This is a genomic window from Permianibacter fluminis (genome assembly GCF_013179735.1).
Taxonomy (GTDB): domain Bacteria; phylum Pseudomonadota; class Gammaproteobacteria; order Enterobacterales; family Permianibacteraceae; genus Permianibacter; species Permianibacter fluminis.
The window spans coordinates 88390-114520 of sequence record NZ_JABMEG010000003.1 but is presented as its reverse complement, the minus strand read 5'-3'; the positions used below and the strand labels follow the sequence as shown (position 1 = coordinate 114520).

Annotated in this window: 22 protein-coding genes; 13 read left to right on the top strand and 9 right to left on the bottom strand. The window is 60.2% G+C overall.

What is annotated here, in order from left to right:
• Positions 1-26: 26 nt before the first annotated feature.
• Together mlaE and HPT27_RS18585 are read right to left on the bottom strand one after the other, a co-directional pair.
• Positions 27-812: a lipid asymmetry maintenance ABC transporter permease subunit MlaE gene (gene mlaE / locus HPT27_RS18590; RefSeq protein ID WP_172246788.1), complete on the bottom strand. Its 786-nt coding sequence runs from the start codon at positions 810-812 to the stop codon at positions 27-29.
• Positions 813-826: 14 nt separating this feature from the next.
• Positions 827-1651, bottom strand: coding sequence for an ATP-binding cassette domain-containing protein (locus HPT27_RS18585; protein ID WP_172246608.1), 825 nt, complete (start codon positions 1649-1651; stop codon positions 827-829).
• A gap of 249 nt (positions 1652-1900) precedes the next feature.
• On the opposite strand from HPT27_RS18585, the gene HPT27_RS18580 reads away from it, so the two are divergent.
• The 11 genes from HPT27_RS18580 (at position 1901) to HPT27_RS18530 (ending at position 11431) form a co-directional block, all read left to right on the top strand.
• Complete coding sequence (locus tag HPT27_RS18580) at positions 1901-2875, top strand: KpsF/GutQ family sugar-phosphate isomerase (protein WP_172246606.1); 975 nt, start codon at positions 1901-1903, stop codon at positions 2873-2875.
• Between the two features lie 3 nt (positions 2876-2878).
• Positions 2879-3409 (top strand): 3-deoxy-manno-octulosonate-8-phosphatase KdsC, encoded by a 531-nt coding sequence (gene kdsC, locus HPT27_RS18575; protein WP_172246604.1) that lies wholly within the window; start codon positions 2879-2881, stop codon positions 3407-3409.
• Positions 3406-4074: an LPS export ABC transporter periplasmic protein LptC gene (gene lptC / locus HPT27_RS18570; protein ID WP_172246602.1), complete on the top strand. Its 669-nt coding sequence runs from the start codon at positions 3406-3408 to the stop codon at positions 4072-4074. The genes kdsC and lptC overlap by 4 nt, the downstream gene beginning before the upstream one ends.
• Positions 4055-4843 carry an LptA/OstA family protein gene (locus tag HPT27_RS18565; RefSeq protein WP_172246600.1) on the top strand — a complete coding sequence of 263 codons (789 nt, stop codon included), beginning with the start codon at positions 4055-4057 and terminating at the stop codon, positions 4841-4843. The genes lptC and HPT27_RS18565 overlap by 20 nt, the downstream gene beginning before the upstream one ends.
• The gene (gene lptB / locus HPT27_RS18560; RefSeq protein ID WP_172246598.1) at positions 4840-5568 is read left to right on the top strand and encodes an LPS export ABC transporter ATP-binding protein; all 729 of its coding nucleotides are present in this window, start codon (positions 4840-4842) and stop codon (positions 5566-5568) included. The genes HPT27_RS18565 and lptB overlap by 4 nt, the downstream gene beginning before the upstream one ends.
• A gap of 87 nt (positions 5569-5655) precedes the next feature.
• A complete protein-coding gene (locus HPT27_RS18555; RefSeq protein ID WP_172246596.1) occupies positions 5656-7299 on the top strand; it encodes an RNA polymerase factor sigma-54 in 1644 nt (547 codons plus the stop codon).
• Between the two features lie 281 nt (positions 7300-7580).
• Positions 7581-7868 (top strand): ribosome hibernation promoting factor, encoded by a 288-nt coding sequence (gene hpf, locus HPT27_RS18550; protein WP_172246786.1) that lies wholly within the window; start codon positions 7581-7583, stop codon positions 7866-7868.
• A gap of 190 nt (positions 7869-8058) precedes the next feature.
• Positions 8059-8904 (top strand): RNase adapter RapZ, encoded by an 846-nt coding sequence (gene rapZ / locus HPT27_RS18545; RefSeq protein WP_172246594.1) that lies wholly within the window; start codon positions 8059-8061, stop codon positions 8902-8904.
• A 19-nt stretch (positions 8905-8923) separates the two neighbouring features.
• Positions 8924-9325, top strand: coding sequence for a PTS sugar transporter subunit IIA (locus HPT27_RS18540; protein ID WP_172246592.1), 402 nt, complete (start codon positions 8924-8926; stop codon positions 9323-9325).
• Between the two features lie 184 nt (positions 9326-9509).
• Positions 9510-10865, top strand: coding sequence for a magnesium transporter (gene mgtE / locus HPT27_RS18535; protein WP_211198121.1), 1356 nt, complete (start codon positions 9510-9512; stop codon positions 10863-10865).
• Positions 10866-10942: 77 nt separating this feature from the next.
• Complete coding sequence (locus HPT27_RS18530) at positions 10943-11431, top strand: hypothetical protein (RefSeq protein ID WP_172246590.1); 489 nt, start codon at positions 10943-10945, stop codon at positions 11429-11431.
• A gap of 39 nt (positions 11432-11470) precedes the next feature.
• On the opposite strand, the gene HPT27_RS18525 is transcribed toward HPT27_RS18530, so the two are convergent.
• Positions 11471-12718, bottom strand: coding sequence for a cation:proton antiporter (locus HPT27_RS18525; protein WP_172246588.1), 1248 nt, complete (start codon positions 12716-12718; stop codon positions 11471-11473).
• Positions 12719-12975: 257 nt separating this feature from the next.
• Positions 12976-14328, bottom strand: coding sequence for a metalloprotease PmbA (gene pmbA / locus HPT27_RS18520; RefSeq protein WP_172246782.1), 1353 nt, complete (start codon positions 14326-14328; stop codon positions 12976-12978).
• Between the two features lie 158 nt (positions 14329-14486).
• Between pmbA and HPT27_RS18515 the strand changes: the two genes are divergently transcribed.
• On the top strand, positions 14487-16610 hold the full coding sequence (locus tag HPT27_RS18515; protein ID WP_172246586.1) for a TonB-dependent receptor plug domain-containing protein: 2124 nt from the start codon (positions 14487-14489) through the stop codon (positions 16608-16610).
• Between the two features lie 5 nt (positions 16611-16615).
• A complete protein-coding gene (yjgA, locus tag HPT27_RS18510) occupies positions 16616-17167 on the top strand; it encodes a ribosome biogenesis factor YjgA (RefSeq protein ID WP_172246584.1) in 552 nt (183 codons plus the stop codon).
• A gap of 83 nt (positions 17168-17250) precedes the next feature.
• Here yjgA and tldD read toward each other — a convergent pair whose 3' ends face one another.
• The 5 genes from tldD to HPT27_RS18485 all read right to left on the bottom strand — a co-directional run bounded on the left by tldD (position 17251) and on the right by HPT27_RS18485 (position 26129).
• Entirely contained in the window at positions 17251-18705 is a 1455-nt protein-coding gene (tldD, locus tag HPT27_RS18505; RefSeq protein WP_172246583.1) for a metalloprotease TldD, read from the bottom strand.
• Positions 18702-19652 carry a carbon-nitrogen hydrolase family protein gene (locus HPT27_RS18500; RefSeq protein ID WP_172246582.1) on the bottom strand — a complete coding sequence of 317 codons (951 nt, stop codon included), beginning with the start codon at positions 19650-19652 and terminating at the stop codon, positions 18702-18704. Before HPT27_RS18500 ends, tldD begins: the two co-directional genes overlap by 4 nt.
• A 32-nt stretch (positions 19653-19684) precedes the next feature.
• Complete coding sequence (locus HPT27_RS18495) at positions 19685-23941, bottom strand: YhdP family protein (RefSeq protein ID WP_172246581.1); 4257 nt, start codon at positions 23939-23941, stop codon at positions 19685-19687.
• Positions 23941-25446, bottom strand: a complete 1506-nt coding sequence (rng, locus tag HPT27_RS18490) for a ribonuclease G (protein ID WP_172246580.1) — start codon at positions 25444-25446, stop codon at positions 23941-23943. Before rng ends, HPT27_RS18495 begins: the two co-directional genes overlap by 1 nt.
• 113 nt (positions 25447-25559) lie before the next feature.
• Positions 25560-26129 (bottom strand): Maf family protein, encoded by a 570-nt coding sequence (locus HPT27_RS18485; protein WP_172246579.1) that lies wholly within the window; start codon positions 26127-26129, stop codon positions 25560-25562.
• Positions 26130-26131: the final 2 nt, after the last annotated feature.

Here is a 26131-nt window from a genome sequence, read left to right as displayed (position 1 = left end):
GAATCTTGAATCGCTCTCGCCGAGCATTAACCAATCTCGCCAAACATCAAAGCCGTCAACACAAAATCCAGCCCCAGCACGGCCAGTGACGAATGCACCACGGTCTGCGTGGTAGCGCGCGCAATCCCTTCCGAGGTCGGTACGCAATCATAGCCGCGGAACACCGCGATCCAGGTCACGACAAACGCAAACACCACGCTCTTGATACCGCCGTTGATGATGTCGTCGTTGAAATCCACCGCAGATTGCATCGCTGACCAGAACCCGCCGGAATCTGCGCCAAGCCATTCGACGCCGACCAGATAGCCGCCGTAGACACCAACCACGTTGAAAATCGCGGTCAGCAGCGGTAGCGCAATCAAGCCGGCCCAAAGCCGCGGCGCCACGACGCGATGCAGCGGGTCCACCGCCATCATCTCCATGCCGGACAACTGCTCGGTTGCTTTCATCAAACCAATTTCGGCAGTCAGCGCCGAACCGGCACGGCCGGCGAACAACAGCGCGGCCACCACCGGCCCGAGCTCGCGCACCAGACTCAGTGCCACCATCGGGCCGAGACTGGCATCGGCACCGTACTTGACCAGAATGGTGTAGCCCTGCAGACCAAGCACCATGCCGATGAACAGACCCGACACCACAATGATGGCCAGACTCAGCACGCCGACCTGATACAGCTGCTTGGTCAGCAGCGACGCACCGCGGCGAATGTTGAATGAACCGACAAACGCCCGCCCGAGCACAATGCTGGCGCGGCCGCTCGTTGCCACCATTTCGATGGTGCCAGCGCCGAGTTGTCTCAATTTGGTGCTTATTCCGTAACTCGGGATCACGCCGCGACCTCCAGCAAATCGTCGCCATAGGCGCGAGCAGGAAAATGGAAAGGCACCGGACCGTCCGGCAAACCCTGCATGAACTGGCTGACCCGCGGATTGTTGCTACGGCCGAGTTCTTGCGGCGTGCCGTGGCTGACGATGTGGCCATTGGAAATGATGTAGGCGTAATCGGCGATGGAGCACACTTCATCGACATCGTGCGACACGATCACGGAAGTCAAACCCAGCGCGTCATTGAGCAGACGAATCAGTTGCAGCAGCACCCCCATCGAGATCGGATCCTGACCGGTGAACGGTTCGTCGTACATGATCATGGCCGGGTCCATCACGATGGCGCGGGCCAGAGCGACACGGCGTGCCATGCCGCCGGACAACTCCGATGGCATCAGATCGCGGGCGCCGCGCAAACCAACCGCTTCCAGCTTCATCAGCACCAGCGCGCGCAGCACCGTTTCCGGCAAATGCAAATGTTCACGCACCGGAAACGCAACGTTCTCGAACACCGTCATGTCGGTGAACAAGGCGCCACTTTGAAACAGCATGCCCATGCGCCGGCGCAGCTGGAACAACTCGCGTCTGCCCAGGCTCGGCACCTCGGTGCCGTCGAAACGAATGCTGCCGGCGTTCGGCTTCAGTTGCCCGCCGATCAGCCGCAGCAAAGTGGTTTTGCCGGTACCGGACGGGCCCATGATGGCAGTGACTTTGCCGCGCTGAATGTTGAGATCAATGCCGTCGTAAATGACCCGCTCGCCGCGGGCGAAATGCAATCCGCGCACCTCGACCAGATTGTCCGTTGCGTTTTCTGCCGTCAAAGTCATGTCCGTGATGGTCGTCTCAGCGCCGCCCGGGGCGGCAAAGCGGCGTATTTTACCCGTTTTATGGTCAGAGCTCTTGGCCACTGTAAAAGGAATCCTTGCTGGCGGTAACGGCGGCCAGTCTGCCGGCCAGCGCTGAATCACACCTGAACCGGTACCGGTCGCGAGAGCGCTGATATACTGACGGCCCTGCTTTTGCATAAGGCCTGCGCCCAGGCCCGGATGCCCTGCTCCCGGCAAGACAAGACTGACATGCCCAATCGCACTGACTTTCTGGCCCTCGGCCGTGCTGTTCTCGAGATTGAAGCGGAGGCCGTCCAGCGCCTGCGCGAGCGGCTGGATGACAGTTTTGCCGAGGCCTGCAGCCTGTTACTGGCCTGCAAGGGCCGCACCGTGGTGCTCGGAATGGGCAAATCGGGCCATGTCGGCGGCAAAATCGCCGCCACCCTCGCCTCGACGGGTACCCCGGCATTTTTCGTCCACCCGGGCGAAGCCAGCCATGGCGATCTCGGCATGATCACCGGCCAGGACGTGGTTCTGGCCCTGTCCAACTCCGGCGAAACCGACGAAATCCTGATGCTGCTGCCGGTCATCAAGCGGCGCGGCGTGCCATTGGTCGCGCTGACCGGCCGGCCCGGTTCGACTCTGGCCAAAGCCGCCGACGTCCACCTGAATGTCAGTGTCGACAAGGAAGCCTGCCCGCTTGGACTGGCGCCGACCGCCTCGACCACCGCCGCGCTGGCCATGGGCGATGCGCTGGCGGTCGCGCTGCTGGAAGCCCGCGGCTTTACCGCAGAAGATTTTGCGCTGTCGCATCCGGCCGGCGCACTGGGCCGGCGGCTGCTGTTGCACGTTGAACAAATGATGCACACCGGCAACGACATTCCCAAGGTCGGCCCCGACGCCACGGTCAGCGCCGCCCTGCTCGAGATGTCACGCAAACGGCTCGGCATGACCACCATCGTCGATGCCGACGACAAGCTGCTCGGCATTTTCACTGACGGCGATTTGCGCCGCACGCTGGCCAAGTCGCTCGACTTCAACGCAACCCCGATCAAGGCCGTGATGACGCCGGGCGGCCGCAGCACCAAAGCCACCGTGCTGGCCGCTGAAGCGATGCGGCTGATGGAACAGCACTCCATCAATCAACTGGTTGTGCTCGATGATCACGGCCGGGTCGTCGGCGCCCTGAACATGCATGATTTGCTCAAAGCCGGGGTGGTGTAAGCGATGATCGACGCTCCGTTACTCGCCCGCGCCCGCGCCATCAAATTGCTGATCTGCGATGTCGACGGCGTGCTGACCGATGGCAGCGTCATTCTCGGCAATGCCGGCGAAGAGCTGAAAGCCTTCAACATCAAGGACGGTTTCGGATTGCGCGCGATACAGAAATTTGGCATTGAAGTCGCGCTGATTACCGGTCGCCAATCCCGGCTGGTCGAGCGCCGCGCCGCCGAACTCGACATCAAGCGGGTGTATCAGGGCAACGCCAACAAGCGGGGCGCGTTTGCGGATTTGCTGAATCAATTGCAGTTGAGCCCACAGCAAGTCGCCCATATCGGTGACGACTTGCCGGATCTGCCGCTGTTTGCGCAAGTCGGGCTGGCCGCCGCCCCGGCTGATGCCCACCCGGTCATGAAAGCCCACGCCCATTTCGTTACCGGTGCCGATGGTGGCACCGGCGCGGTACGCGAAGTCTGTGATCTGTTGCTGCAGGCGCAGGGCCACTGGCCCGCGCTGCTGGCCGAGTATCAAGCATGAGCCAATCCGCAGATCGGGATAAGCCCACCGAATCGCCGGCGCGCGCCAGTGTCGAGGTGGTCACCCGCAAGGTGATCGCGCTCAACTGGCGTGGCGTCATCATTGGCGCCGGCACCTTGCTGGTCGCGTTGGTGGTGCTGACCGTGCTCAATCGCGAACAGGCCGGCAAAAACCAGCCGACGGCGGCGATGACCGAAGCGCTGCAGGAAGCGCGCAGCGATTACTACATGGAAGGCATCGTCAGCCGCCATTTCGATAGTGCCGGGCAGCTTTCACACGTGCTGACCGCACCGCGCATCGACCATTTTCAGGATCAGAAACGTTCGCAAATTCAGCAGCCCCGGATCGAACTGGTGCGCGCCGATGGCAAGCCCTGGGAAGTTGCTGCCGAGTTCGCCGATGCTGAACTTGGCAGCGACCAGTTGACGCTGAACAAGCAGGTCAGCCTGAGCCGGGCCGGCAGCGATGGTGTACCTGCGCTGCGGATGGAAACCGATACCCTGACCGTCGACATGAATGCCCGCACGGCCGACACCGCCGCGCGGATCAATTTTGTCAGCCCCAACGGCCGTGTGAGTGCCACCGGGCTGCACGCCAATCTGGCCACCGAGCAACTGCAACTGCTGGCGGATGTCAAAGGACATTATGAAAAAACCACGCCTTAACCTGCAGCGAGTCTGCGCCGCCGTGTTGACTGGCGGCCTTGCCCTGATCGGCAACAGCCTGTTGGCCGCCGCCGTGAGCGTCGCTGCCAGCAGCACCGATCTGCGTGCCGACAGCGCCTCACTCGATGGCAAGACCGGCGAATACCTCTATCGCGGCAACGCCCTGCTGAGTCAGGACAATGTCCAGATCCGGGCCGATGAAATGCAGGCGACCCAACACGAAAACGGCAATTTGAAAAGCGGCCGGTTTCGCGGTGAGCCGGCCATTCTCGAACACACCGACCCGATCACCGGCGCCACATCGGAAGCCAGGGCGCGGGAAATTTTTTACGACACCGACAGCGGCCGCATTGAACTGAGCGGCGACGCCTCACTGATACAGCGCGATGCCAAAACCAACCGCGAAATGCGCCTGCAAGCGGCGCAAATTCAGCTGACCGAAACCGGCGATCAATTGAATGATCTGGCCGCAACCGGCAATCCGGCGATTTTCAGCCGGCGCGAAGGCGATGCCCAGCCGATTGAGGGCCAAGCCAATCAGCTGCGCTATCTGGGCAGCAAGGAATATCTCTACCTTGAAGGCAGTGCCAAGCTGATTCAGGGCAAGACCACCTTCGAGCACAGCGTCATTGAATACGATGGCCAGCGCAAACTGACCACCGCGCCCAAACGTGATGGCGAGCAGGTCAAGATCACCCGGGTGCAGGAAAATGTCGCGCCAAAAACCGACACTGCGACAAAGGATCAACCGAAAAAGGATAACCCGTGAGCAGTACGCTACTGGTGCAGCATTTGGCCAAAGCTTACAAAGGCCGACAAGTTGTCAAAGATGTTTCACTGACGGTTCGTCAAGGCGAAATCGTCGGTTTGCTGGGGCCAAACGGGGCCGGTAAAACCACCTCGTTCTACATGATCATCGGTCTGGTCAATGCCGATGCCGGCAGCATCCAGATTGACGACGAGGACTTGTCCGGCGAGCCGATGCATGTGCGCGCGCGCAAGGGCATTGGCTATTTGCCGCAGGAAGCCTCGGTGTTTCGCAAGCTCAGCGTAGCCGACAATATTCTCGGCATTCTGGAACTGAATCCGGCATTGACCGATGCGGATAGGCAGCAGAAGCTGGAGGCCTTGCTGGACGAGTTTCACATCGGACATTTGCGCAAAAGTCTGGGCATGGCATTATCGGGCGGTGAACGCCGCCGCGTCGAAATTGCCCGGGCGCTGGCCGCCGAGCCGCGCTTCATTTTGCTTGACGAACCGTTCGCCGGTGTCGACCCGATCTCGGTGCTGGAAATCAAGCGCATCATCCAGCACCTGCGCGATCGGGGCCTCGGCATTCTGATTACCGATCACAATGTCCGTGAAACCTTGACGGTTTGTGAACGCGCGTACATTGTCAGCGAAGGCCGACTGATTGCCGATGGCGCACCGGAAGCGATTCTGGCCAACCAGCAGGTCCGGCAAGTGTATCTGGGAGAACATTTCACGCTGTAAGCCGATCAGATTCTGCAGATTGGTTTATAGTGAAGTTAAGGGCGCCGCGACCACAGACGGCACTGACATGGTAGTCAAACCAGAAGAATGAAACCCTCACTCCAACTACGCATCAGCCAACAGCTTACGATGACGCCGCAATTGCAGCAGGCGATCAAGCTGTTGCAGCTGTCCAGTCTGGAGTTGCAGACCGAAATCCAGCAGGCGCTGGACTCCAATCCCATGCTCGAAGTCAGTGAGCCGGGTGACGAAGCCGACGACGGCTTCGAGGCGGTCGAGCAAGAACAAGCCAGCGAACGCGATCAGAATGAAAGCGCCGCCGATCGCGCTGACAGCGAGGCCGAATTCAGCGGTACCGACTTTTCCGACAGCAATTATGCCGATTCGGACTATGCCGACAGCCGCGCCGGCGAGAGCGACTTTGGCGAGCCGGAATTTTCCAGCAGCGCCAGCGGTAGCGAAGCTGATCGTGAATTGGGGGCTGACGAGCACACACCTGACACCAGCGAAGCTTTGCAACAGCAAGATCTGAATGCGGAATTGCCGGTCGATGCCCAGTGGGAAGATTGGGACTTCAGTTCGCCTGCCGGTGGCAGCGGCAATCGGGAAGGCGATGACGATTACGAATTCCAGGGCGAGACCCGGGAAAGTCTGCATGACCATTTGCGCTGGCAACTGAATCTGACCCCGTTCAGCGACACCGATCGCGCGATCGCCGAAGCCATTATCGACGCCATTGATGACGACGGCTATTTGCGCACCAGCTGCCCGGATCTCTACGAAAGCCTGAATGAAGAAGGCAATCTCGATCTGGACGAAGTCGAAGCCGTGCTGCGGCGCCTGCAGCAATTTGATCCGCCTGGGGTCGCTGCCCGCGATTTGCGCGAGTGTCTGCTGTTGCAGCTGCGGCAGGCCCGCAACGGCAATGATCGGATAAGCCAAGCTGAGCTGATCGTCCGCGACTATTTGCCGTTGCTGGCCGCGCGCGATTTCAAAACCCTGATGCGGAAAACCCGGCTCAGCGAAGATCAGCTGCGTGACGCCATTGCCGCGATACAGCGGTTGAATCCGCGGCCCGGTAGCGCGATGACCCAGAACGCTGCCGAATACGTCACCCCGGATGTCATTGTCAGCAAGAAACGCAATCGCTGGACGGTGGAGCTGAATCCGGAAATTGCGCCACGGCTGCGAATCAACTCCAGTTACGCCAGCCTCATCCAGCGCACCCGCACCGCCGCCGACAACAGCTTCTTGCGCAACCATCTGCAGGAAGCCAAATGGTTCATCAAGAGCCTGCAAAGCCGCAACGAGACGCTGCTGAAAGTCGCGACCTCGATCGTCGAGCAGCAGATTGGTTTCTTCGAGCATGGCGAAGAAGCGATGAAACCGATGGTGCTGGCCGATATCGCCGAGCTGCTTGGCATGCACGAGTCGACCATTTCGCGGGTGACCACCCAGAAATACATGCACACCCCACGCGGCATTTTTGAACTGAAATATTTTTTCTCCAGCCATCTGGCAACCACCGCCGGCGGCGAAGCTTCGAGCACCGCCATCCGCGCCCGTATCCGCAAACTGATCGATTCTGAGGAGGCCAACAAACCCCTGAGTGACAGTCAAATTGCCCAGATTCTGGCGAAGGACGGCATTGTCGTGGCACGGCGCACGGTCGCGAAGTACCGCGAAGCCATGTCCATACCGCCATCCAGCGAACGCAAGACGCTGGGCTGAGCCCGACCGACGTATTGGTCAGGCAACAAGTGTTTAGCAAGCGAGTCTGAGTAGCGACTCAGAAAAGAGGGTCTGGAGCGACACTCCAGAAATAGGTTCCACACCAGGCGCGGCAAGGTTGGCTGGCGTTGGGGTGGGAAAGCAGAACCGGGTTTGACCGGTGTCAACGGGACCAGCTTGAAAAGCCGGCCACCATGCACCATGTTGTAAGTGCAGCCATGATGAGGGAACCGCCGCTGCCAGCGACGACCTTTGATCTGGCGCCGAAAGAGGAAGCCACTATGCAAATCAACCTGACCGGCCACCATGTCGAGATCACTGACGCTCTGCGCAGCTTCGTCAATGACAAATTCGAGCGGCTAAACCGCCATTTTGATCACATCAATAACGTCCATGTCATTCTGAGTGTGGAAAAACTGCGTCAGAAAGCCGAAGCCAAACTGCACGTCAACGGCGGCGAAATCTTCGCTGACTGTGAAGACGGCGACATGTATGCCGCCATTGATTTGCTGATGGACAAACTCGACCGTCAGGTCAAAAAGCACAAGGAAATGCTGCGCGGCCATTGAGCCCCACGCCTCAAGTCCTTGTTTTCATGATGAAAGGTGATTTCAGTAGAAAAAAGGAGCCGACCCGGCTCCTTTTTTTATTCCCTTTCACGTGAGCCGGTCACACCGCCTTTTGCGGCAAATTTCACCAGTTTGACCGGACGTCCGTGCTAAGCTTTTGCCACTCCCCCGCTCTGAAATTGCATGGCTCATGGCTCTGGTTCTGCTCAGTGGTCGCTCTGGTTCCGGCAAATCGGTGGCGCTGCGCGCGCTGGAAGATCAGGGCTATTACTGCGTCGACAATATTCCGGTCAGCCTGATCCCGACCCTGGTGCAGAAAGTCCGGCACGAACACGCCGAGCTCGCCTTTTCCATCGATGCCCGCAACCAGCTGGAAGAGCTGGCCCAGTTTGATCAGGTCTACGAGCAACTGCTCGACCAAGCCAGCCGACCGCTGGTCATTTTCACCGACGCCGAAGAAAGCACCCTGCTGAAACGCTTCAGCGAAACCCGCCGTCGGCATCCGCTGACCCACGCCGGTCTGTCGCTCAATGAAGCCATTGCCCGCGAACGCGAGCTGCTGAGCCCCATCGCGTCGCGCGCCGATTTGCTGATCGACACCACCACACTGTCCAGCAACAAGCTGCGTGAGCTGGTGCTCGATCGGGTGCTCGGCCGGGAAGGCGCGCGGCTGGACATTCTGTTCGAGTCGTTTGGCTACAAGAACGGCGTGCCGATCGACGCTGACTATGTCTTCGACGCCCGCTGTCTGGCCAATCCGCACTGGGACCCGCTGCTGCGCCCGCACTCCGGCCGCGATGAGCCGGTCATTGCCTTTTTCGAGCAGCAGCCCCGAGTCGGCGAGTTTATCTGGCAGGTGCGGATTTTTCTCGAAACCTGGCTGCCACGGTTCGAGCAGGAAAATCGCTCTTACCTGACCGTGGCGATCGGCTGCACCGGCGGTCAGCACCGCTCGGTTTATGTGGCCGAACAACTGGCCGCCCATTTCCGGCAAAAGCGGCCGCATACCCAGGTCCGTCACCGCGACATCAAATAACTGAACCGAGACCCCAGGCATGAGCATCGGCATTCTGATCATGAGTCACGACGGCTGCGCGGCCCAATTGCTGCGGCAGTTGGACAGCGGCCCGGATGAACTGGCAGTCAATGCCATGGCACTGATGATCAATGTGGAAATGACGGCAGAGGTCTTGGTACCGCATCTGGAGCAGCGGCTGGAACAACTCGACACCGGCGCCGGCGTGTTGCTGCTGTGCGATCACGCCAGCCCGGCACTGACCGGTGCCATCACGACGCTGGCGACGCGCTTCCTGCTGAAAGTGCTGACCGGGCTCAATCATCCGATGCTGCAGCAAGTGCTCAATCATCCGGATGCCGATCTCGATACCTTGGCCGGCTTTGCCCTGCAGGGCGGTCGCCAGGGCATTCAAATGCTGACGACACCGCTGCCGGATTGATCGCGCAGCGCCGCGACAGTTGTCGCATCTCGGCGCCACCGCCACTCACAGTCAGCACGCTTGGCCGCGCCCGCGCCGCATTTGCATTCCCGCTCTGCACCATTTCGGCTACTCTATGCCCGCCTGAGCCAACACCCTTTGACAATGCTGCGCGCGTCCACTGACGCGCCCCTCCGGAGCCGCCGTGGCCGAAGCGATCGCACAAGAAAGCATGCAGAGCACGCTGGCCCGTTTGAACGCGGCGCTGCAGCGTGGCATGTACGTGCACGTCCGCCGCCTGCTCAACGAAATTCCGGCGGCCGATGTCGCCCACCTGATGGCGTCAACGCCGCCACGCACCCGTGATCTGATCTGGAAGCTGGTCGACAGCGCGCGCGAAGGCGACGTGCTGCAGCACCTCGACGAAGATATCCGGGCGATCTTCCTCGGCCGGATGGCGCCGCAGGAACTGGCCGAAGCCACCCGCTCGCTCGATACCGATGACCTCGCCGACATCCTTGGCGATCTGCCGGACGACGTGTACCGCGAAGTGCTGCGGTCAATGGACGAGCAGAACCGTGCCCGGGTGTTGAAAGCGCTGTCGTATCCGGAAGATACCGCCGGCGGCCTGATGAACACCGACACGGTGACGGTGCGGCCGGATGTCAGCGTCGAAGTGGTGCTGCGCTACCTGCGCCTGCGCGCCGATCTGCCGGATGCCACCGATGCCCTGTTCGTGGTCGATACCGATGATCAATTCATCGGCACGGTGTCGCTGTCGGATCTGGTCACCAGCCAGCCGGAAGAATTGATCGAAGATCTGATCGACGAAGAAGCGCTGCGCATTCCGGTCGACATGCACGACACCGATGTCGCGCAACTGTTCGAACGGCGCGACCTGCTGTCAGCCGCGGTGATCGATGACGACGGCAAGCTGCTCGGCCGTATCACCATCGACGACGTCGTTGACGTTATCCGGGAAGAAGCCGACAGCTCGCTGAAAAACATGGCCGGTCTCGGCGAGCACGAGGACACTTTTGGTCCGGTGGTCAAATCGGCCCGCCGGCGGGTGGTCTGGCTCGGCATCAATTTGCTGACCGCACTGCTCGCGGCCACCGTCAACAATGCTTTCGAAGGCACACTCGAACATCTGGCGACAGTCGCGGTACTGTTGACCGTGGTACCGAGCATGGGTGGCGCCGCCGGCAATCAGGCGGTAACGCTGACGATTCGCGGTATCGCACTCGGCCATATCGAGCGTTCGAACTATCGCTGGCTGATCGGCAAGGAACTCGCCATCGGCGCGCTGATCGGACTGACCTTGTCGGTCGCGCTCGGCTTGATTGTGTCACTGTGGAAAACCACCACGATGGGTCTGGTGATTGGCAGCGCGCTGTTCATCACCTTGTTGATCGCGAGCCTCGCTGGCGTCGGTATTCCGCTGTTACTGCGCAAACTCGGATTTGATCCGGCGCTGTCCGGCAACCTGCTGCTGACCAGCGTCACCGATGTCATGGGCCTGCTGACGTTTCTCGGCTTGACCACGCTGATTTTGCTTTGATGCTTTGCAGCCAACAACGTTGGCATAACTTTCAATGAGCAAAAAGTACTGAGTGATATTCAATCTGAGGGATCTGAGTGAACAAGACTAGAGCCAGTGTTGCCGCAGTTGCGATTATAGTAGTGTCAGTGGTGCTATTTATTCTTTCACGAAAATTTCATTACGTAGATAGCAGACCTGCGACAGCGTTGGCCGATGCCTTCTTCAACGACCTACAAAAGGGTGACGTTGATCGGACGTTTCAAAAATATGATGCCCGTTACATCGACCCAAAAAATGGAGAATGGCTGCGATTATTACAGGGCCTTAATTCTCGTTACGGTCCAATCACCTCATACTTGCTAGCCAACACCGCCATTGTTCCGGTCGCTGATATCGGATGCTCCTTGCTTCATTATAATATTCACCGCGCACAACTTATCACCGAAGAAAATTTGATCGTTTGCCCTACAAGCCAGGACAGTAATAACTATCTCATTGTCGGACATAGCCTCCACCGCATGGACACTGACCAAAGCATCGTTGTGGGCCTGTCAGTTCACGAGGAAAGGGGTCGAGTACCTTAAAGCAGGCACGTACAAAGCCACTTGGCAGCCACTTCCGCCTCAAGATTTTTCACCAGATACCTCTTTCATCTGTAATGGTTCGCCTGTAATAGGATCGATGCTGACGCCAGGCAAAGGTGTCGGCGGCATTGATGTTTCCATTTCCATCAAGTCGAAATTGACGGCCCGTGGAAATACAAAAGATGGCAAGGCAGTGGTGATGCCGGCGTAAACAACCAGCGCGCCAAAATAGTCAGCCGCCAAACCAAAACGGCTGGCGGCAATATTGGCCAGCACCAGAGTAAAAACCAGGGTTGGCGTCAGCGTCACGGCAATCCGCAAACTGATGCGCCGATCTTCATCGCGAAACGTCAACCGACGCTGCAGCCACAACACACCGATTCGCAGTGGGATCACGACCACGGCAAGCAAAATCCCGAACAGCAAGGCCTTGACACTCAGCGCCTCGGTCGGAATGGTCAGGCCGGCGTGAAAAAAATAGAACGGCACGAAAAACGAGGCAAACAAGCGCACTGCGTGCAGGTTTTCATTCGACGCCAACGCTGGCATTCGTTTGCGCAGCAAGCGCGCAACAAAACCGGCCAGAAATGCCCCGACCAGATAATAAACACCGAGCGCCTTGGTGATATAGGCCGCCAGCAAGCCGACCATCACCAGCAAGGAAAACTCCGAACCCGGCGCATGCGGCACGACCAGACGCCCGAGCAGCATGAACAGCAAGGGCAAGCCCAGAATGATGGCCACCAGCGCTGACGACGACCACAGCAAGGTGCTGACCGACTCCGATTGCAACACCACAAAAAGCAGCAACAACGCCAACAGCTCAATGGCGATGGCTTTACTGGAGACCCAGAAGCATTCCTGTTCGGACAAGCCCAATCGAGCCAACGAATCCAGAATGAAGCCGGTCGATGGCGTAAACAGCGCCAGCGCAATCAAACTGGCCAGTGGCCAGGAAAAACCGGCAAAACGCACCAGCAAGTCCACCACCACTGCCAGAATCACGGCATAGGTCACGACATTACCGAGCAATGGCCGCCAGCCCTTGCGCAATTCAGTCAGTTCAATTTCCAGACCGGCAAACAGGAACAGCGAGGAGATACCAAGCACCGCCAGCAGGGCAATGGTTTTGTCCTGACTGAACTCGACTGTTGCAAAAGTGGCACCGATGCCAAACAGCAGGCAGGTCAATGGCGCCGGAATACGAAAGCGCTGCAAGGCGCGCGGCAAAATCAACAGGCCGAGAATCAGGCTGAGATAGATCAGTTCGCTGCTGAGTGCGGGCATTGGCAATGACAGGAAAAATCGAGTGAGGCTGGCAGTTTAGCAGCCCGTTGGCACGGCTGTCGCACAGCCAGCGGCAGGAGCGTGATCGGCAGCGGCAACCACAGCATCATTCGGTTGGCACAATAATCCGTCGAGCGACGATGCCAATGCGGCGATGCTCGTGCCAACAGGAACGCCGGCCACGTCTCCGACCGAGTGCGCGAAGCATTGCCAACTCACGGCCGCACCGCCCGTTCGCATTCGCCGCCCGCGACGCTTTACTCGTCGCTGTTGCCTTGGCTGGCCACGGTAAATCCTTCGACCAGCAGCGAACCGGTCCAGATCAAGGATTGCATTTCAACATCGTCCGCCATGGCACGAATGCCGTGCAGCAATTGCGGCAGCTGGCCGGCAATGGTGATCTCTTCGACCGGGTATTGAATCTCGCCGTTGGCGACATAAAAACCGCTGGCGCCGCGCGAGTAATCACCGGTCACGATGTTGACGCCCTGGCCCATTACCGAGGTAATGACCACCCCTTCATTCAGCTCACGCAGCAACTGGTCAAAACTGCGTTTCTGCTGCTGGCTTTGCACCGCAATATTGTGCACACCACCGGCATTGCCGGTGCTCCGCAAACCGAGCCGCCGCGCCGAATAGCTGCTCAGCACATAACTGTCCAGCACGCCGGCACGGACAATGTCGTGCTCATAAGTGGCAACGCCTTCATCATCGAACGCCCCGCTGCCAAGCGCTTTCGGCACGTGTGGCAGCTCGCGCAGACTGAGCCAGTCCGGCAGCACCGGCTTGCCGAGCGCATCGCACAAAAATGACGCCTTGCGATACAGATTGCCGCCGCGAATGGCCGACAGCAAATGGCCGAGAAATCCGCGCGCCACTTCCGGCACCAAGATCACCGGTACGCTGCCGGTCCGCATCCGGCGAGCGCCAAGCCGGCGGGCGGCGCGGTCTGCCGCTTTGCGGCCGACCTCTTCCGCGCTCAACAACTCAGCCGGATCGCGGGCGACGGTGTACCACCAGTCACGCTGCATGCCGCCGGCATCTTCGGCAATCAAGGTCGCGGACAGCGAATGGCGCGTGCTCGGCACGCCGGCCATGAAGCCGAGACTATTGCCGTAGAAACGCACACCACGATGGCTGCTGAAGCTGACCGAATCGGTTTTCTTGACCTGCGGATGGCGGGCCAAACCAGCGGCTTCACAGCGCAGCGCCAGCTCGACCGCCTGGTCTGCCGTCATGCCATACGGATGGTCCAGCGACAGCTCGGGAAAAACGGTGGCCAGACGGTCAGCATCGGGCAGGCCGGCATAGGGATCATCGGCGGTATGCCGGGCAATCTCGCAGGCCTTGCGGACCGCAAGTTGCAGTGCTTCGGCACGGGTATCGGTGCTGCTGACGCTGGCTTTGCGCTGGCCAAAATACACCGTGATGCCGAAGCCGCCATCGCGATTGAACTCAACCGTTTCGACGTCGCCATTGCGCACCTGGACCTGCAGGCCGACGTCGCGGCTGACCGCCACTTCGGCCGCGCTGGCGCCGAGCCGATTGGCGTCCGCCAGCATGTCGCCGACCAGCGTCGACAAGCGTTGCAATTCCGCCGTGACATCCATTGCATCAGCGGCCTGTTCGTTCAAAACCGGACTGTTCACACGCGTCTCTCCAGGCGGGGCCGATAGCATAGCATGGGCCCCCGCGCGCCCAAGCCAATTGGCAGGCCCGGCCCAACTGCACTACAGTGGGCGTCAGGCTTGGTGGCAAAGGCGCGATCATGCGCATGTGGTTGGCAGGCGGTGCAGCGCTGCTGATGGCGTTGTCGGTAAACGCGCAAGACGATGTGCTGGCCGGTGGCAGCGCCGATGACGCACTGTTCGCCGAGATGCCGATGGTGCTGACGGCGTCGCGGTTGAAACAGCCGCAAGCCGAAGTCCCGGCCGCTGTCACCCTCATCGACCGTGAACTGATTCGATTGTCCGGCGCCCGCACGCTGCCGGAAGTACTGCGACTGGTACCCGGCATGCTGGTCGGTTACCGCTATGGCCATACCGCGACGGTCGGCTATCACGGTCTGGTTGAAGAAAACGCCCATCGCATGCAAGTGTTGATCGATGGCCGCTCGGTGTTCGAACCCGCGCTGGCGCGCATCCTGTGGAACGACATTCCGCTGGCGCTCGACGATGTTCAGCGCATCGAAGTGACGCGCGGTCCCAACAGCGCGCTGTATGGCGCCAATTCGTTTTTCGCCATCGTCAACATCATCACCCGGCATCCGGTCGATGCCGCTGGCACCACGCTGACGGTCAGCCAAGGTGACAAACAGATCCGCGATACCCTGCTGCGTCACGGTGGTCACACCGAAGCCGGCAGCGATTACCGGCTGACCGTCGGTACCCGCGCCGACGACGGCTTTGACATCAACGAAGAGGGCGACAAGCAATACGACGGCTACGACAGCGCCTTCATCAATGCGGCCTGGCAGCAACAGACCGCCGACGGCGATCGCCTCAGTGCCCAGTTCGGATTCAAGCGCGGCGACAAGGAAATTACCGAACTCGATCCGTATGAGTCGGCGCCCTACCACAACGTTGATGATGACAACGCTTACCTGCAAGCGAGCTGGACCAGCGATCTGAGCCCGAGCCACGAACGTCGGCTGCAGGCGTACATCAATTACAACGACACCGAGGAAGAATGGGATTCATGCCCGCCCGGCGTTTTTCTCAGTAATGAACTTGGCGCGCTGTTCAACGCCGACGAAGCCTACACGCTGGCTTTGCTCGAAGCCTACAGCAACGGCGATCCACTGCCACCACCACCAAGCGCCGAAATTGCTGCACTGTTGCCGCCGATTTTTGCTCGTATCGCCGGCGGCGGGCTGGCGCCGGTGTGCGGCCTTGCCAATCAGAATCTGCTGGAAACCCGCGCCGACATCGAACTGCAGGACACGCTGACCTTGTCCGATCGGCTGCGCGTGGTGGCCGGCCTGTCGGCGCGCGCCGATCGGGTCAAATCGGAAACCTATTTCGGCGGCAAGCGCAGCAGCGATTTGCTGCGCGCCTTTGCCAATGCTGAATGGCGCTGGCGTGACGATGTCCTGCTGCACGCGGGCGCCATGCTGGAACACGACGACATCGTCGGCACCGAATTGTCGCCGCGGCTGGCGGTCAACTGGGCCATCAACGACCAGCATAGCGTACGCGCCATCATCGCCCGGGCCGTGCGCACGCCGGATTTGTTCGAAGAATACGGCCGCTTCAGCTATCGCCTGCGCGAGTTGCAAAGCCCGGTCAATGGCAGCGAATCCGACGCGCTGTTTTTTCAGCACAGCGAATCCGCTGGCGGGTTGGCACCGGAGCGCATCCTGTCGCGCGAACTCGGTCTGTATGCCCGCTATCTGGATAACCGGCTGGAGCTGGATCTGAAACTGTTCAACGATTCGCTCAGCAATCTGGTCGAAGGCCAGACCCAGCTCTATGGTTTCAGTCTGGACAATGGCGGTCATGCCGACCAGCGCGGTGCCGAACTGCAAATCAACTATCGCCCCAGCAGCGCCTGGCGCGTCATGGCGGCCAGCAGCCTGCTCGAACTCAGCCATACCAGCATCGGTCGCTATGAGCGCGCCAGCGCCAAACACAGTTCACAGGCACTGATCGGCTACCGGCTGCCCACCGATACCGAGCTGTCGCTGACCTGGTACGAACTCGATGATTTCTGGGACCGTGACTACCGGCTGCTCGGCGCCCGCATCGGCCATGAGTTCAATGTCGGCAAGCGGACGCGGCTCGGCGTGGCGCTGGTGCTGCAGTCGCGCCGCGACCGGGGCTATTTCTTCGACGAAGACAACAACGAAAGCGATTACAATTACGGCTGGATTAACGCCAGCCTGAGTTTCTAATCGACATGCCCCGCCACCCGAACGATCCCCGGCAACCCATCGAAGCCGATTACAACCTGCCCGAGGAAGAAGCCGCAGAGCTGCCCAGCAAATCGCAGCGCAAACGCGAAATGCTGGCCTTGCAGGACGTCGGCGCCGAGTTGGTCGAGCTCGCAGCCAATCAGCTCGACAAGCTGCCGCTGCCGGAGAACCTGCGTTACGCCATCGATCAATGCCAACAAATTCACGCCCATGAAGGCAAGCGCCGGCAATTGCAATTCATCGGCAAGCTATTGCGCGACGTCGACCCGGAGCCCCTGCTGCAGGCGCTCGAGCAACTGCGACAGCACGCGAAACTGGCGACTCAGCGCCATCACCAACTGGAGCGCTGGCGCGACCGCTTGATCGGCGAAGGCGACGCCGCGCTGACGGACCTGCTACACGACTACCCGCACGCAGACCGGCAGCAGCTACGGCAACTGATCCGCACCGCCCAGAAAGAAGCGGAACAAGGCAAACCGCCAGCCGCCGCAAGGGAGTTGTTCCGGGCATTGCGGGCGATGGCGGACAGTCAGTAAGCAAGCGAAAACTTGAAATGGCAACGTAAAAAAAGGGCAGCTTCGCTGCCCTTTTTTTACGTTGCCATTGCTTGTGCAAACGCTCAGGCGGCGGTGCCGCCAACTGTCAACTCATCGACTCGTAAAGTCGGCTGACCAACCCCGACCGGCACACTTTGCCCGGCTTTGCCGCAGACGCCGATGCCGTCATCCAGCTTCAAATCGTTGCCGACCATGCTGACCTTGGTCAGCACATCGGGGCCATTGCCAATCAGCGTAGCACCTTTGACCGGACGGGTGATCTTGCCATCTTCAATCAGGTAGGCCTCGCTGGCGGAGAAGACGAATTTACCCGAGGTGATATCCACCTGACCGCCACCAAATTGCGGCGCGTACAAGCCTTTCTTGACCGAACGGATTATTTCTTCCGGATCATGCGGACCGGCGAGCATGTAGGTATTGGTCATGCGCGGCATCGGCAGGTGGGCATAACTTTCCCGACGGCCATTGCCGGTGCTCTGCGTGCCCATCAACGCGGCATTTTTCTTGTCTTGCAGATAGCCGCGCAGAATGCCATTTTCGATCAGCACGGTACGCTGACTCGGTGTACCTTCGTCATCGATGGTCAGCGAGCCGCGTCGGCCCGGCATGGTGCCATCATCGACCACGGTGCACAGCGGCGAAGCCACCCGCTCGCCAACCCGACCGGAGAATGCGCTGGAGCCTTTGCGATTGAAATCGCCTTCGAGACCATGGCCAATCGCTTCGTGCAACAACACGCCCGGCCAACCGGCGCCCAGCACCACCGGCATCACGCCGGCCGGTGCGGCGACCGCTTCCAGATTGACCAGTGCTTGTCGCACCGCTTCGCGGGCGCAGTTGAATGGAAAATCATTCTGCATCAGCGTGGTCAGATCGTAGCGACCACCACCGCCGGCATAGCCGGTTTCACGCCGGCCATTTTTTTCCACGATGACTGAAACATTGAAGCGCACCAGTGGCCGCACATCAGCAGCCAGCGTGCCATCGGTATGCGCCACCAGAATTTGCTCGGATACCGCCGTCAGCGATGCTTGCACTTCCTGCACCGCCGGATCGAGGGCGCGGGTGAAGGCATCGACCTGACGCAACCAGTCGATCTTCTCTGCCTCAGTCAAACCGGGCAGTGGATCAATGGCCGGATACAACTGGACCGCGTGGGTTCGGCGAAAAGCGGCGAGCGAATGCTCCTGTCCGGCCCGGGCAATCGAGCGGGCGGCGCCAGCCGCTTGCAGCAAGGCCGGCATCACCAGATCTTCGGAATAAGCAAAACCGGTTTTGTCGCCGGCCAAGGCCCGAACACCGACACCGCGATCGCTGCTGTAGCTGGCGTCTTTGACCATGCCATCTTCCAGCGCCCACACCTCGTGACTGCTGGCCTGAAAATACAATTCCGCGGCATCGATGCGATGACCGAGCATGCTGCCAAGCACCTGACCCAAATCACTGGCGGCAAGTCCCGCGGCGGTCAGCAATTGCTGTTCGGCCTGGGCAAATGCCGCACTGCTGGCTGTGGTCATGATCGGTCTCCTGATGGAGCAGAATGAGTGGGGGATGCTGGCATCGCCCCAGTGTTTGGTGAAGCTGCTGCTGTTTTTGTTGATGCTGTTTTTGCTGATACAGATGCGTCTGGAATTACCGCACTCGGCGCGGCCTGCACGGCGATGCGCTGATGCGCGAGCACGGGAAAGCGCTGGCGCAGTTCGCGCTGGCTGGCAAAGTCCAGCTCGGCCGTGATCACCGCTTCGCCGGTGCCTGCTTCCGCCAGACATTCGCCCCACGGATCGTAGATTACGCTGTGACCGTAGGTGGCGCGACCATTTTCATGGCTGCCGCCCTGATTGGCCGCGATCACAAAGCATTGATTTTCGATGGCGCGGGCGCGCAGCAAGGTATGCCAATGAGCTGCGCCGGTGGTGGCGGTAAATGCCGCCGGCACCAACAGCACGGTAGCACCGGCAGTGACCAGTTGCCGATACAGCTCCGGAAACCGCAGGTCATAGCAGATGCTGCAGCCAAGCTCGGCCTCGTCGGCGCGCGCTGTCACCACGGCCAGGCCAGGTTCAATGCCACGCGACTCCAAATAGCTTTCCCGGCCATCCGGCAATTGCACATCGAACAAATGCAGCTTGTCGTAATGTGCCGTCAGCATGCCTTGAGGTGAGTAAATCGAAAGCCGTGCCCGCACCCGGGTCGCGCTGTCGCCACGCGCCGGATACGTTCCTGCCGCCAGCCAAATCTGATGTTGCCGGGCGGCGCGGCTCAGCATCGTCTGAATCGGGCCACTGCCGTCGGCTTCGGCAATCGTCAGCTTGTCTTCCTCACGCTGGCCCATCAACGGAAAATTTTCCGGCAACAGGACCAATCGCGCGCCAGTCGCCGCGGCCTCGGCAATCAAGCGCTCTGCAGCGGCCAGATTGCGATCCCGATCAATGCCGGACACCATTTGAATTGCAGCCACTTTCATTGCAGTCACTCCGCGGTGCGGGCCGGTGAGAGTTAGTGAGGGCGAATCGCCGTCGATGCCGGCGACGACACACCGACTGTATTGGCATCCGACTTCACCACGGGCGTTGCCGCCGATTTTGATCCGGATTTGGCTTTCGCTGCGGAACCGGACTTGGAATCGGATTTGGAGCCCGGCTTGGCCTCTGCTTTGGCAGCACGCTTCGCACCAGTACGGTCAACCCGCCCCGGACTGGCGGTCGCTGCGGTTGATGTCGCCGGTATGGATGTTGTTGGAGTGGGCGTTGTCAAATTGGATGTCGCCGGATTGGGCTCTGCCGCTGGCGGCACCGCGCCACCCGGCTCTGGCAAACCCTCTTCCGGAATCGGCACTTCTTTTTCGGTCCGGCCGCGCTCGATCACTTCAGGATTGTCCCACGGACCTCGCACCGTATACTGCAGGCCGGTGACCACCTTGACCGCCGGTTCGATAAACAACTTGTTCATCAACCAGACCACCAGACCGGCCGGCGGATTGATCGCCCAGCCCGCCAGAATCGGCAAGCTTGATGACAGTTTCGGCGTGACCTCAATCTGCTGATTCAGGGTCCGGGCAACAAAATCGGTTTCACCGCGAATCACAATCGCTGCAGATACCCCATCGATGAGAGTATCGTCAGTACGCGCTTTGCCATCGGCGATACGGAAGCTGCCGCGAATGCCATCATAGAAAAAGCCATCGCGAAACAGATCGGAAAAATCCAGACTGAGCCGGCGCGTGATCGATTGCAGGCTCAGCAGACTGAACACCCGCAACACTTTTTCGGCGTTGTCGGAACCGCGAGCAATCGAGCCCTTGCCCAAATCCAGTTCCAGTTTGCCAACGCTGTCACGCAAGCGAAAATCTACCGGACTCTGCGGCCATGCCAATTCCAGATCAACATGACCGGGGCTGTCGCGCACGCTCAGATCAACGCCCCAATCGCGAGTCAGCTTGCCCCAATCACGGCTGGCCACCCGACCGCTGAGCTGAGTGCGATGACTGCTGGCCGACCACAGACCTTCGAGTTTGGCAGTGAGCATACTGTTGCGGTCCGCCTGTACTCGCACCGTCTTGTCCGCAGCCTGATTGCGCAGACTGACCTGAACATGTCCCAGCTCGCGACTGTAAAACCGGCATTGTTTGCAATCGATTTCCAGTTCCGGCCAATCGGCCGGCTCCCGCTGCGGTACCGGCTCTGGTACGGTCGCGGTTGCCACGACCTCGGTCGGTGCCGACTCACTCGCCGCCGGTTCAGCCGGTGCATCATGTAAAAATTTTTCCAGACTGATTTTGATCGGCTTGTTGCCGGCAAAGTCGAGCTCGCCGACAACCGTGGCGGCACGCACATCGAGTTGGTAGGCATCCGCCGATTCGCGACCGCCCAGATCAACATCAGCAATCGGCAAACCATAGAAATCGACCATCGCAATCGACAGCGCGAGCGCCGGCGCACTACTGCTTGCCGTGGTTGCAATCGGCGTCGTCGGTGCCGGCGTTACGCTCTTTGCGCCGCCAGTCGATCCGGCCGAAACGGTATTGGCCGCCGCTTTGGTATTGCTGGTGGCAACGCTGACCAAATCGGCAACAAAAGGGATCCAGTCAGCAGCGGAAATTTTGTCCAGGCGACCGCGAATGCTGAGGCCTGGCTGATGACCAGCATACGCGGTGCCACCCAGCAGAAATTCTGAGTGCAGCGGTTCGTCACCGTTGCGCTCAGCCTGAAACGCCAGTTGCTGACGATAATCCGCCTGCAAAGACAAGCGCCCGCTCTGGATGCCGGCATTGAAGGCAAGCGCAGCAGTTTCGTTTGCTGCTTTGCCAAACGGCGCTGGCGCCATGACAGCAACACCGCTCAGATCGCTGCGTAGTTCCACCTGAACACCTTGTTGTTCAGTGCCCGGCAGCAAAACCTGACCGCGATAATCAAACTGACCGAGCACCCGCTGCTGCATCGGGTGTGGATACCAAGCTGCAATCGCCGCGCTGTCAGCCGTGCCGGTAAACGCGATTTTGCCGCCGCCCTGATCACCGCTGACACTGGCTCGGACGGTACCGCCCAAAGCGTTCAACTGCACGTCGCCCGCAGTGACACCATACTCGGCGAATTGCACCTCGCCACGCGCGCCGGTCAGCGGCAAATCAATCGGTTTCAAGTGCAGCGTCGCGTTGGCGAAGCTGACTTTGCCACGCACCTGCGCCGGGCGTTCGTGATGCAGCGGGATCGACAAGGCCAGATCGGTATTCAGCATGCCGTTGATGTCGAGCGTGTCAGTCAGCGGCAACAACGCATCGCGCAGCGGACTGTTGTGCAGCAAAGCCAGTGCGGATTGGCCGTTGCCACTGCCATTGGCTTCGACTTGCAACACCGTATCCGATCCACCCAGCGGATCCAGCACGACTTGCCCCTGATTGATTCGCAAGCCCGCCAACAGCCCGCGCTGAATGCCGATGTGCATGCTGTCCGCAGTGAATTGCAACTCGGCACTCAAATCGGTAACGGCGGGCCAGTCCGGCTGGAACTGATAGCGCGCATTGTTGACTTGCGCCTGCAAATCGAACACGCCTTCATGTTGGGCAAACGGAAACGCCCCCAACGGGCCGCGCAGCAGTGCCTGTGCTTCGGTCACAGTAGCTGTCTCGATCGCGCCATCGAGATAGCGCACCAGCTCGGGCGTCATAACGCTCACCGGCAGATAGGCCGACTTGTTGGCGCCAACGCCATTGCGCAGAACCGCCGCCAATGCCAGCTGCGGCTTTTCCGTTGTAACGGCCGCGTCTGGCAGCGACAGGCTTGCCCGCGCCGCGATCTCGGCGTCTGCGTTGCCAAGCAGCAGCTGCGGCATCGTGACCAGCCATTGCTGTGCCTGTTGCTGCCAGCGGGCGGCCAAGTCGAGATGGGAAACCGGCAACGGCGCACGGAACAATTGATGAAAGTCGAACGGTTGATCTTTTGCTTTTATGCGCGCCGCACCGGTCTGCACACCGGCGATTTCCGCCACCAGAATGCGGCCAGCCAAGTCCTGAATTTCCGGCAACTGCTGACTGGCATAACGTAGCTGGGCAAACTGGCTGGCAACGGCCCAATCCGCCAGCGTTTCGTCCTGCAAGCGAAAATCAATTTGCAGACGCGGCAATTCAGCCGAGGCATTCAACTCGGCCAGCTTTTGCCGAACATCGGTCGGCACCGCCGAACTGAACCGGACCAGTTCGACGATATCGGCCAGCGCCAGCGCCCCGATATCAAAACCCCAGCGCTGGCCGTCGCCGTCTCGCTGGACCTTGCCTTCGATAGTCAAGGCCGCATGCTTCTCGCCACCGTTCTGCCAGCGAACCTCATCGCCATGCAGATACCAGGTATCACCATCAGCGCGAGCAAAATGCAAACGGCCGCTGAGTTTTTCGACCTGCTTATGCTGCTGTTCGTCGTTGGTCAACTGCAGCTGCTTGAGCAGCAGATTGGCTTGGCCATCGCGCCAGCCGCCTTCGCGCCAGTTGGCCCAAATCTGCAGCTGCAAATCGCCGTCATCGAGATGCGTACCGAGCGCGGCAGTCGGCAGTGGCAAGCGCGCCAGATCCAGCGCCTTGCTCTCGACATAAAGCGCCATCTGATCGGATGGCGCCAGCGGGTAATCGGTAAATTCAAGAACAAATTTGGCAGTGCCGCCTTCGTGCACCTGCAGTTCGCCAATGGCTTGATGCTGGCCACGGGCATTGCGCAAACTGATGTCGGGCAGCGATAGTGAAATGATGTCGCCCTGCCGGCGCCGATAACGGATTTCGGTCTGGGTAATGGCCACCTTGCTTTGTCGCAGCAACGCATCGATGACGTACTGCGCCGAAATATCGCTGTCCTCGCCGCTTTCGATGACCAGCCCCGGCAATACCAGCGAGCCTTTGCTGTCGAACTCGACCAGCGCGTTCAGGCCTTCGACCTCAAACCGGCGCATGACGGTGTGCAAACTGAATATCGAACGAGGAATATCCAGCGCGGCTTCAAACCGGCCAATGGTCAGCAGCGGCTCATCCGTCTCCGGTGCCAGCAGCTGTATATCACGAACCCGAATCTCGGGGCCGTATCCGCGCCAGACACCATACACTTCACCGATGCGAACTTTCGCACCGGTCCGCACCGCCAGATAATTTTCGAATTCCGGTTTTAGCCGATAGGCTTGCGGCAGCAACAAACGACCAATGCTGACCAGCACCGCGACACTGATGATCAGCGCGGCGATCACGTACCAGAGCCATTTCAGCGAGCGTTTGATCATCAAACGAGCACCACATCAAATTGCTCTTGGGAATATTGCGGCTCGACTTGCAGCTTGATCGGTCGGCCAATGAACAGCTCCAGCTCGGCCACGCTGTTGGCTTCGCTGTCGCGCAGGCAATCGATCACGGCGGCGCCAGCCAGCACCAGAATGCCCTGCGCCTCGTAGGCGCGCGCGGCCCGGATGATCTCGCGGAAAATTTCGTAGCAAACGGTGACGGCGGTTTTCATGGTGCCGCGGCCCTGGCAGTGCGGGCAGGTTTCGCACAGCACGTGCTCGAGGCTTTCGCGCGTGCGCTTGCGGGTCATCTGGACCAAGCCGAGCGCCGACACTTCCGAAATCGTGGTCTTGGCGTGATCGCGCTCGAGTGCCTTGTCCAATGCCCGCAGCACCTGACGCTTGTGCTCTTCGTCCTGCATGTCGATGAAATCGACAATGATGATGCCACCGAGATTGCGCAGCCGCAGTTGCCGCGCCAGCGCTGACGCGGCCTCAAGATTAGTCCGGAAAATGGTTTCTTCGAGCGTCTTGTGGCCGACAAAAGCGCCGGTGTTGACGTCGATGGTGGTCATTGCCTCGGTTTGATCGAGCACCAGATAGCCACCGGATTTCAGCGGCACCTTGCGTTCTAGCGCGCGCTGGATCTCATCTTCGACGCCGTACATGTCGAACAGCGGCCGCTCACCGCTGTAATGCTCGATGCGCTCCGCCAGCCCCGGCATGAATTCATCGGCAAACTGCCGCATCTGCTGAAACGCCTCGCGCGAATCGATGCGGACCCGCTCGACATTCTGCGCCCACAAATCGCGCAGAGTTCGTACCGGCAAACTGAGATCCTGATAAACGATGCTTTCCGGCGCGCTGCGGTCCATGTCACCTCGAATGCGTTGCCACAACCGCAGCAAATATTCGGCATCATGCAGCAGCGCCGCTTCCGACGCGCCCTCGGCTGCAGTGCGGACAATAAAGCCGGCGTTGTTGCGGGTCGACATTTCCGTCAGCGTGCTGCGCAGCCGGTTGCGCTCGGCTTCGTCTTCGATGCGCTGCGAGACACCGATATGGGCGGTGTGCGGCAGCAACACCAGATAGCGTGATGGCAGCGCCAATTCGGTGCTGAGCCGCGCGCCCTTGCTGCCGAGCGGATCTTTCAGTACCTGGACAACAATGGATTGGCCTTCGACCAGACGGTTGGAGATGTCATCCGGTATCGTGACCGGCGCTGCCACCGTCGCTGTGCCATCGTCCTCGGCCAGTGCGGCGCCCTGCATGTCGGAGGCGTGCAGAAATGCGGCCCGCTCCAGACCGATGTCGACGAACGCGGCCTGCATGCCGGGCAGCACCCGCCGGACCCGGCCACGATAGATATTGCCGACCAGACCACGGGCATGGGCGCGCTCAACGTGCAATTCCTGCAGCACGCCGTTTTCGACCACGGCGACCCGGGTTTCCTGCGGCGTGACGTTGATCAGCAACTCCTGGCTGACCGGGGCAATGAATACGCTCATTGAACTTCGATCCTGTCGCAGGTGTTGCCGGTCTCGGCTGGATTCTGGCGAACCCGATCACCCGCGTGTTCGAGCCTGCCGCGCGGATGACCTCGTCATCACGGCCAGCTGGCTCAGCTGAATTCCGGTCGTTGCAACAGAGCATCGACCACGTGCAGCGGCAGACCCACAACGCCGCTGTAACTGCCTTCCAGATACTCAATGTAGCGCGCCGCCAAGCCCTGCACGGCATAACCGCCGGCTTTGTCGCGGCCTTCGCCACTGCGCCAGTAGGCCAGTTGCTCGGCCGCCGTCAGCGCGCGGAAGCCCACCGTGGAAATCTGCAGCTCGCAGACTTCATGGTGGCCACGTTTGCAGCACACCGCGGTCATCACCTGATGCCGGCGCCCCGACAGCTGCTGCAGCATCGCCAGCCCTTCCGCTTCGGTCTCGGGCTTGCCCAGAATCACGTCGCCAAGCACGACACTGGTGTCGGCGGCCAGCAGCGGCCAGTCGTTGCCGCGATCAGCATGGTCCCAGCCAGCCCGCGCTTTTGCCACGGCCAACCGGGTCACATAGTCGGTCGGCGCTTCATCAGGCCAGCGAGTTTCATCAACCGGTGCTGAAACCACGCTGAACCTGACGCCGATTTGTTGCAACAGTTCCGCCCGACGCGGCGACGCAGAAGCCAGATAAATCATCATGG

Coding starts and splice junctions, on each gene's coding strand:
- HPT27_RS18540 (WP_172246592.1), top strand. CDS start 8,924: ATGAGCATCGGCATTCTGATCATGAGTCACGACGGCTGCGCGGCCCAA.
- rng (WP_172246580.1), bottom strand. CDS start 25,446: ATGAGCGTATTCATTGCCCCGGTCAGCCAGGAGTTGCTGATCAACGTC.
- rapZ (WP_172246594.1), top strand. CDS start 8,059: ATGGCTCTGGTTCTGCTCAGTGGTCGCTCTGGTTCCGGCAAATCGGTG.
- HPT27_RS18525 (WP_172246588.1), bottom strand. CDS start 12,718: ATGCCCGCACTCAGCAGCGAACTGATCTATCTCAGCCTGATTCTCGGC.
- yjgA (WP_172246584.1), top strand. CDS start 16,616: ATGCCCCGCCACCCGAACGATCCCCGGCAACCCATCGAAGCCGATTAC.
- HPT27_RS18485 (WP_172246579.1), bottom strand. CDS start 26,129: ATGATGATTTATCTGGCTTCTGCGTCGCCGCGTCGGGCGGAACTGTTG.
- HPT27_RS18585 (WP_172246608.1), bottom strand. CDS start 1,651: ATGACTTTGACGGCAGAAAACGCAACGGACAATCTGGTCGAGGTGCGC.
- HPT27_RS18555 (WP_172246596.1), top strand. CDS start 5,656: ATGAAACCCTCACTCCAACTACGCATCAGCCAACAGCTTACGATGACG.
- hpf (WP_172246786.1), top strand. CDS start 7,581: ATGCAAATCAACCTGACCGGCCACCATGTCGAGATCACTGACGCTCTG.
- pmbA (WP_172246782.1), bottom strand. CDS start 14,328: ATGGATGTCACGGCGGAATTGCAACGCTTGTCGACGCTGGTCGGCGAC.
- HPT27_RS18565 (WP_172246600.1), top strand. CDS start 4,055: ATGAAAAAACCACGCCTTAACCTGCAGCGAGTCTGCGCCGCCGTGTTG.
- HPT27_RS18515 (WP_172246586.1), top strand. CDS start 14,487: ATGCGCATGTGGTTGGCAGGCGGTGCAGCGCTGCTGATGGCGTTGTCG.
- HPT27_RS18580 (WP_172246606.1), top strand. CDS start 1,901: ATGCCCAATCGCACTGACTTTCTGGCCCTCGGCCGTGCTGTTCTCGAG.
- tldD (WP_172246583.1), bottom strand. CDS start 18,705: ATGACCACAGCCAGCAGTGCGGCATTTGCCCAGGCCGAACAGCAATTG.
- HPT27_RS18495 (WP_172246581.1), bottom strand. CDS start 23,941: ATGATCAAACGCTCGCTGAAATGGCTCTGGTACGTGATCGCCGCGCTG.
- HPT27_RS18500 (WP_172246582.1), bottom strand. CDS start 19,652: ATGAAAGTGGCTGCAATTCAAATGGTGTCCGGCATTGATCGGGATCGC.
- kdsC (WP_172246604.1), top strand. CDS start 2,879: ATGATCGACGCTCCGTTACTCGCCCGCGCCCGCGCCATCAAATTGCTG.
- lptC (WP_172246602.1), top strand. CDS start 3,406: ATGAGCCAATCCGCAGATCGGGATAAGCCCACCGAATCGCCGGCGCGC.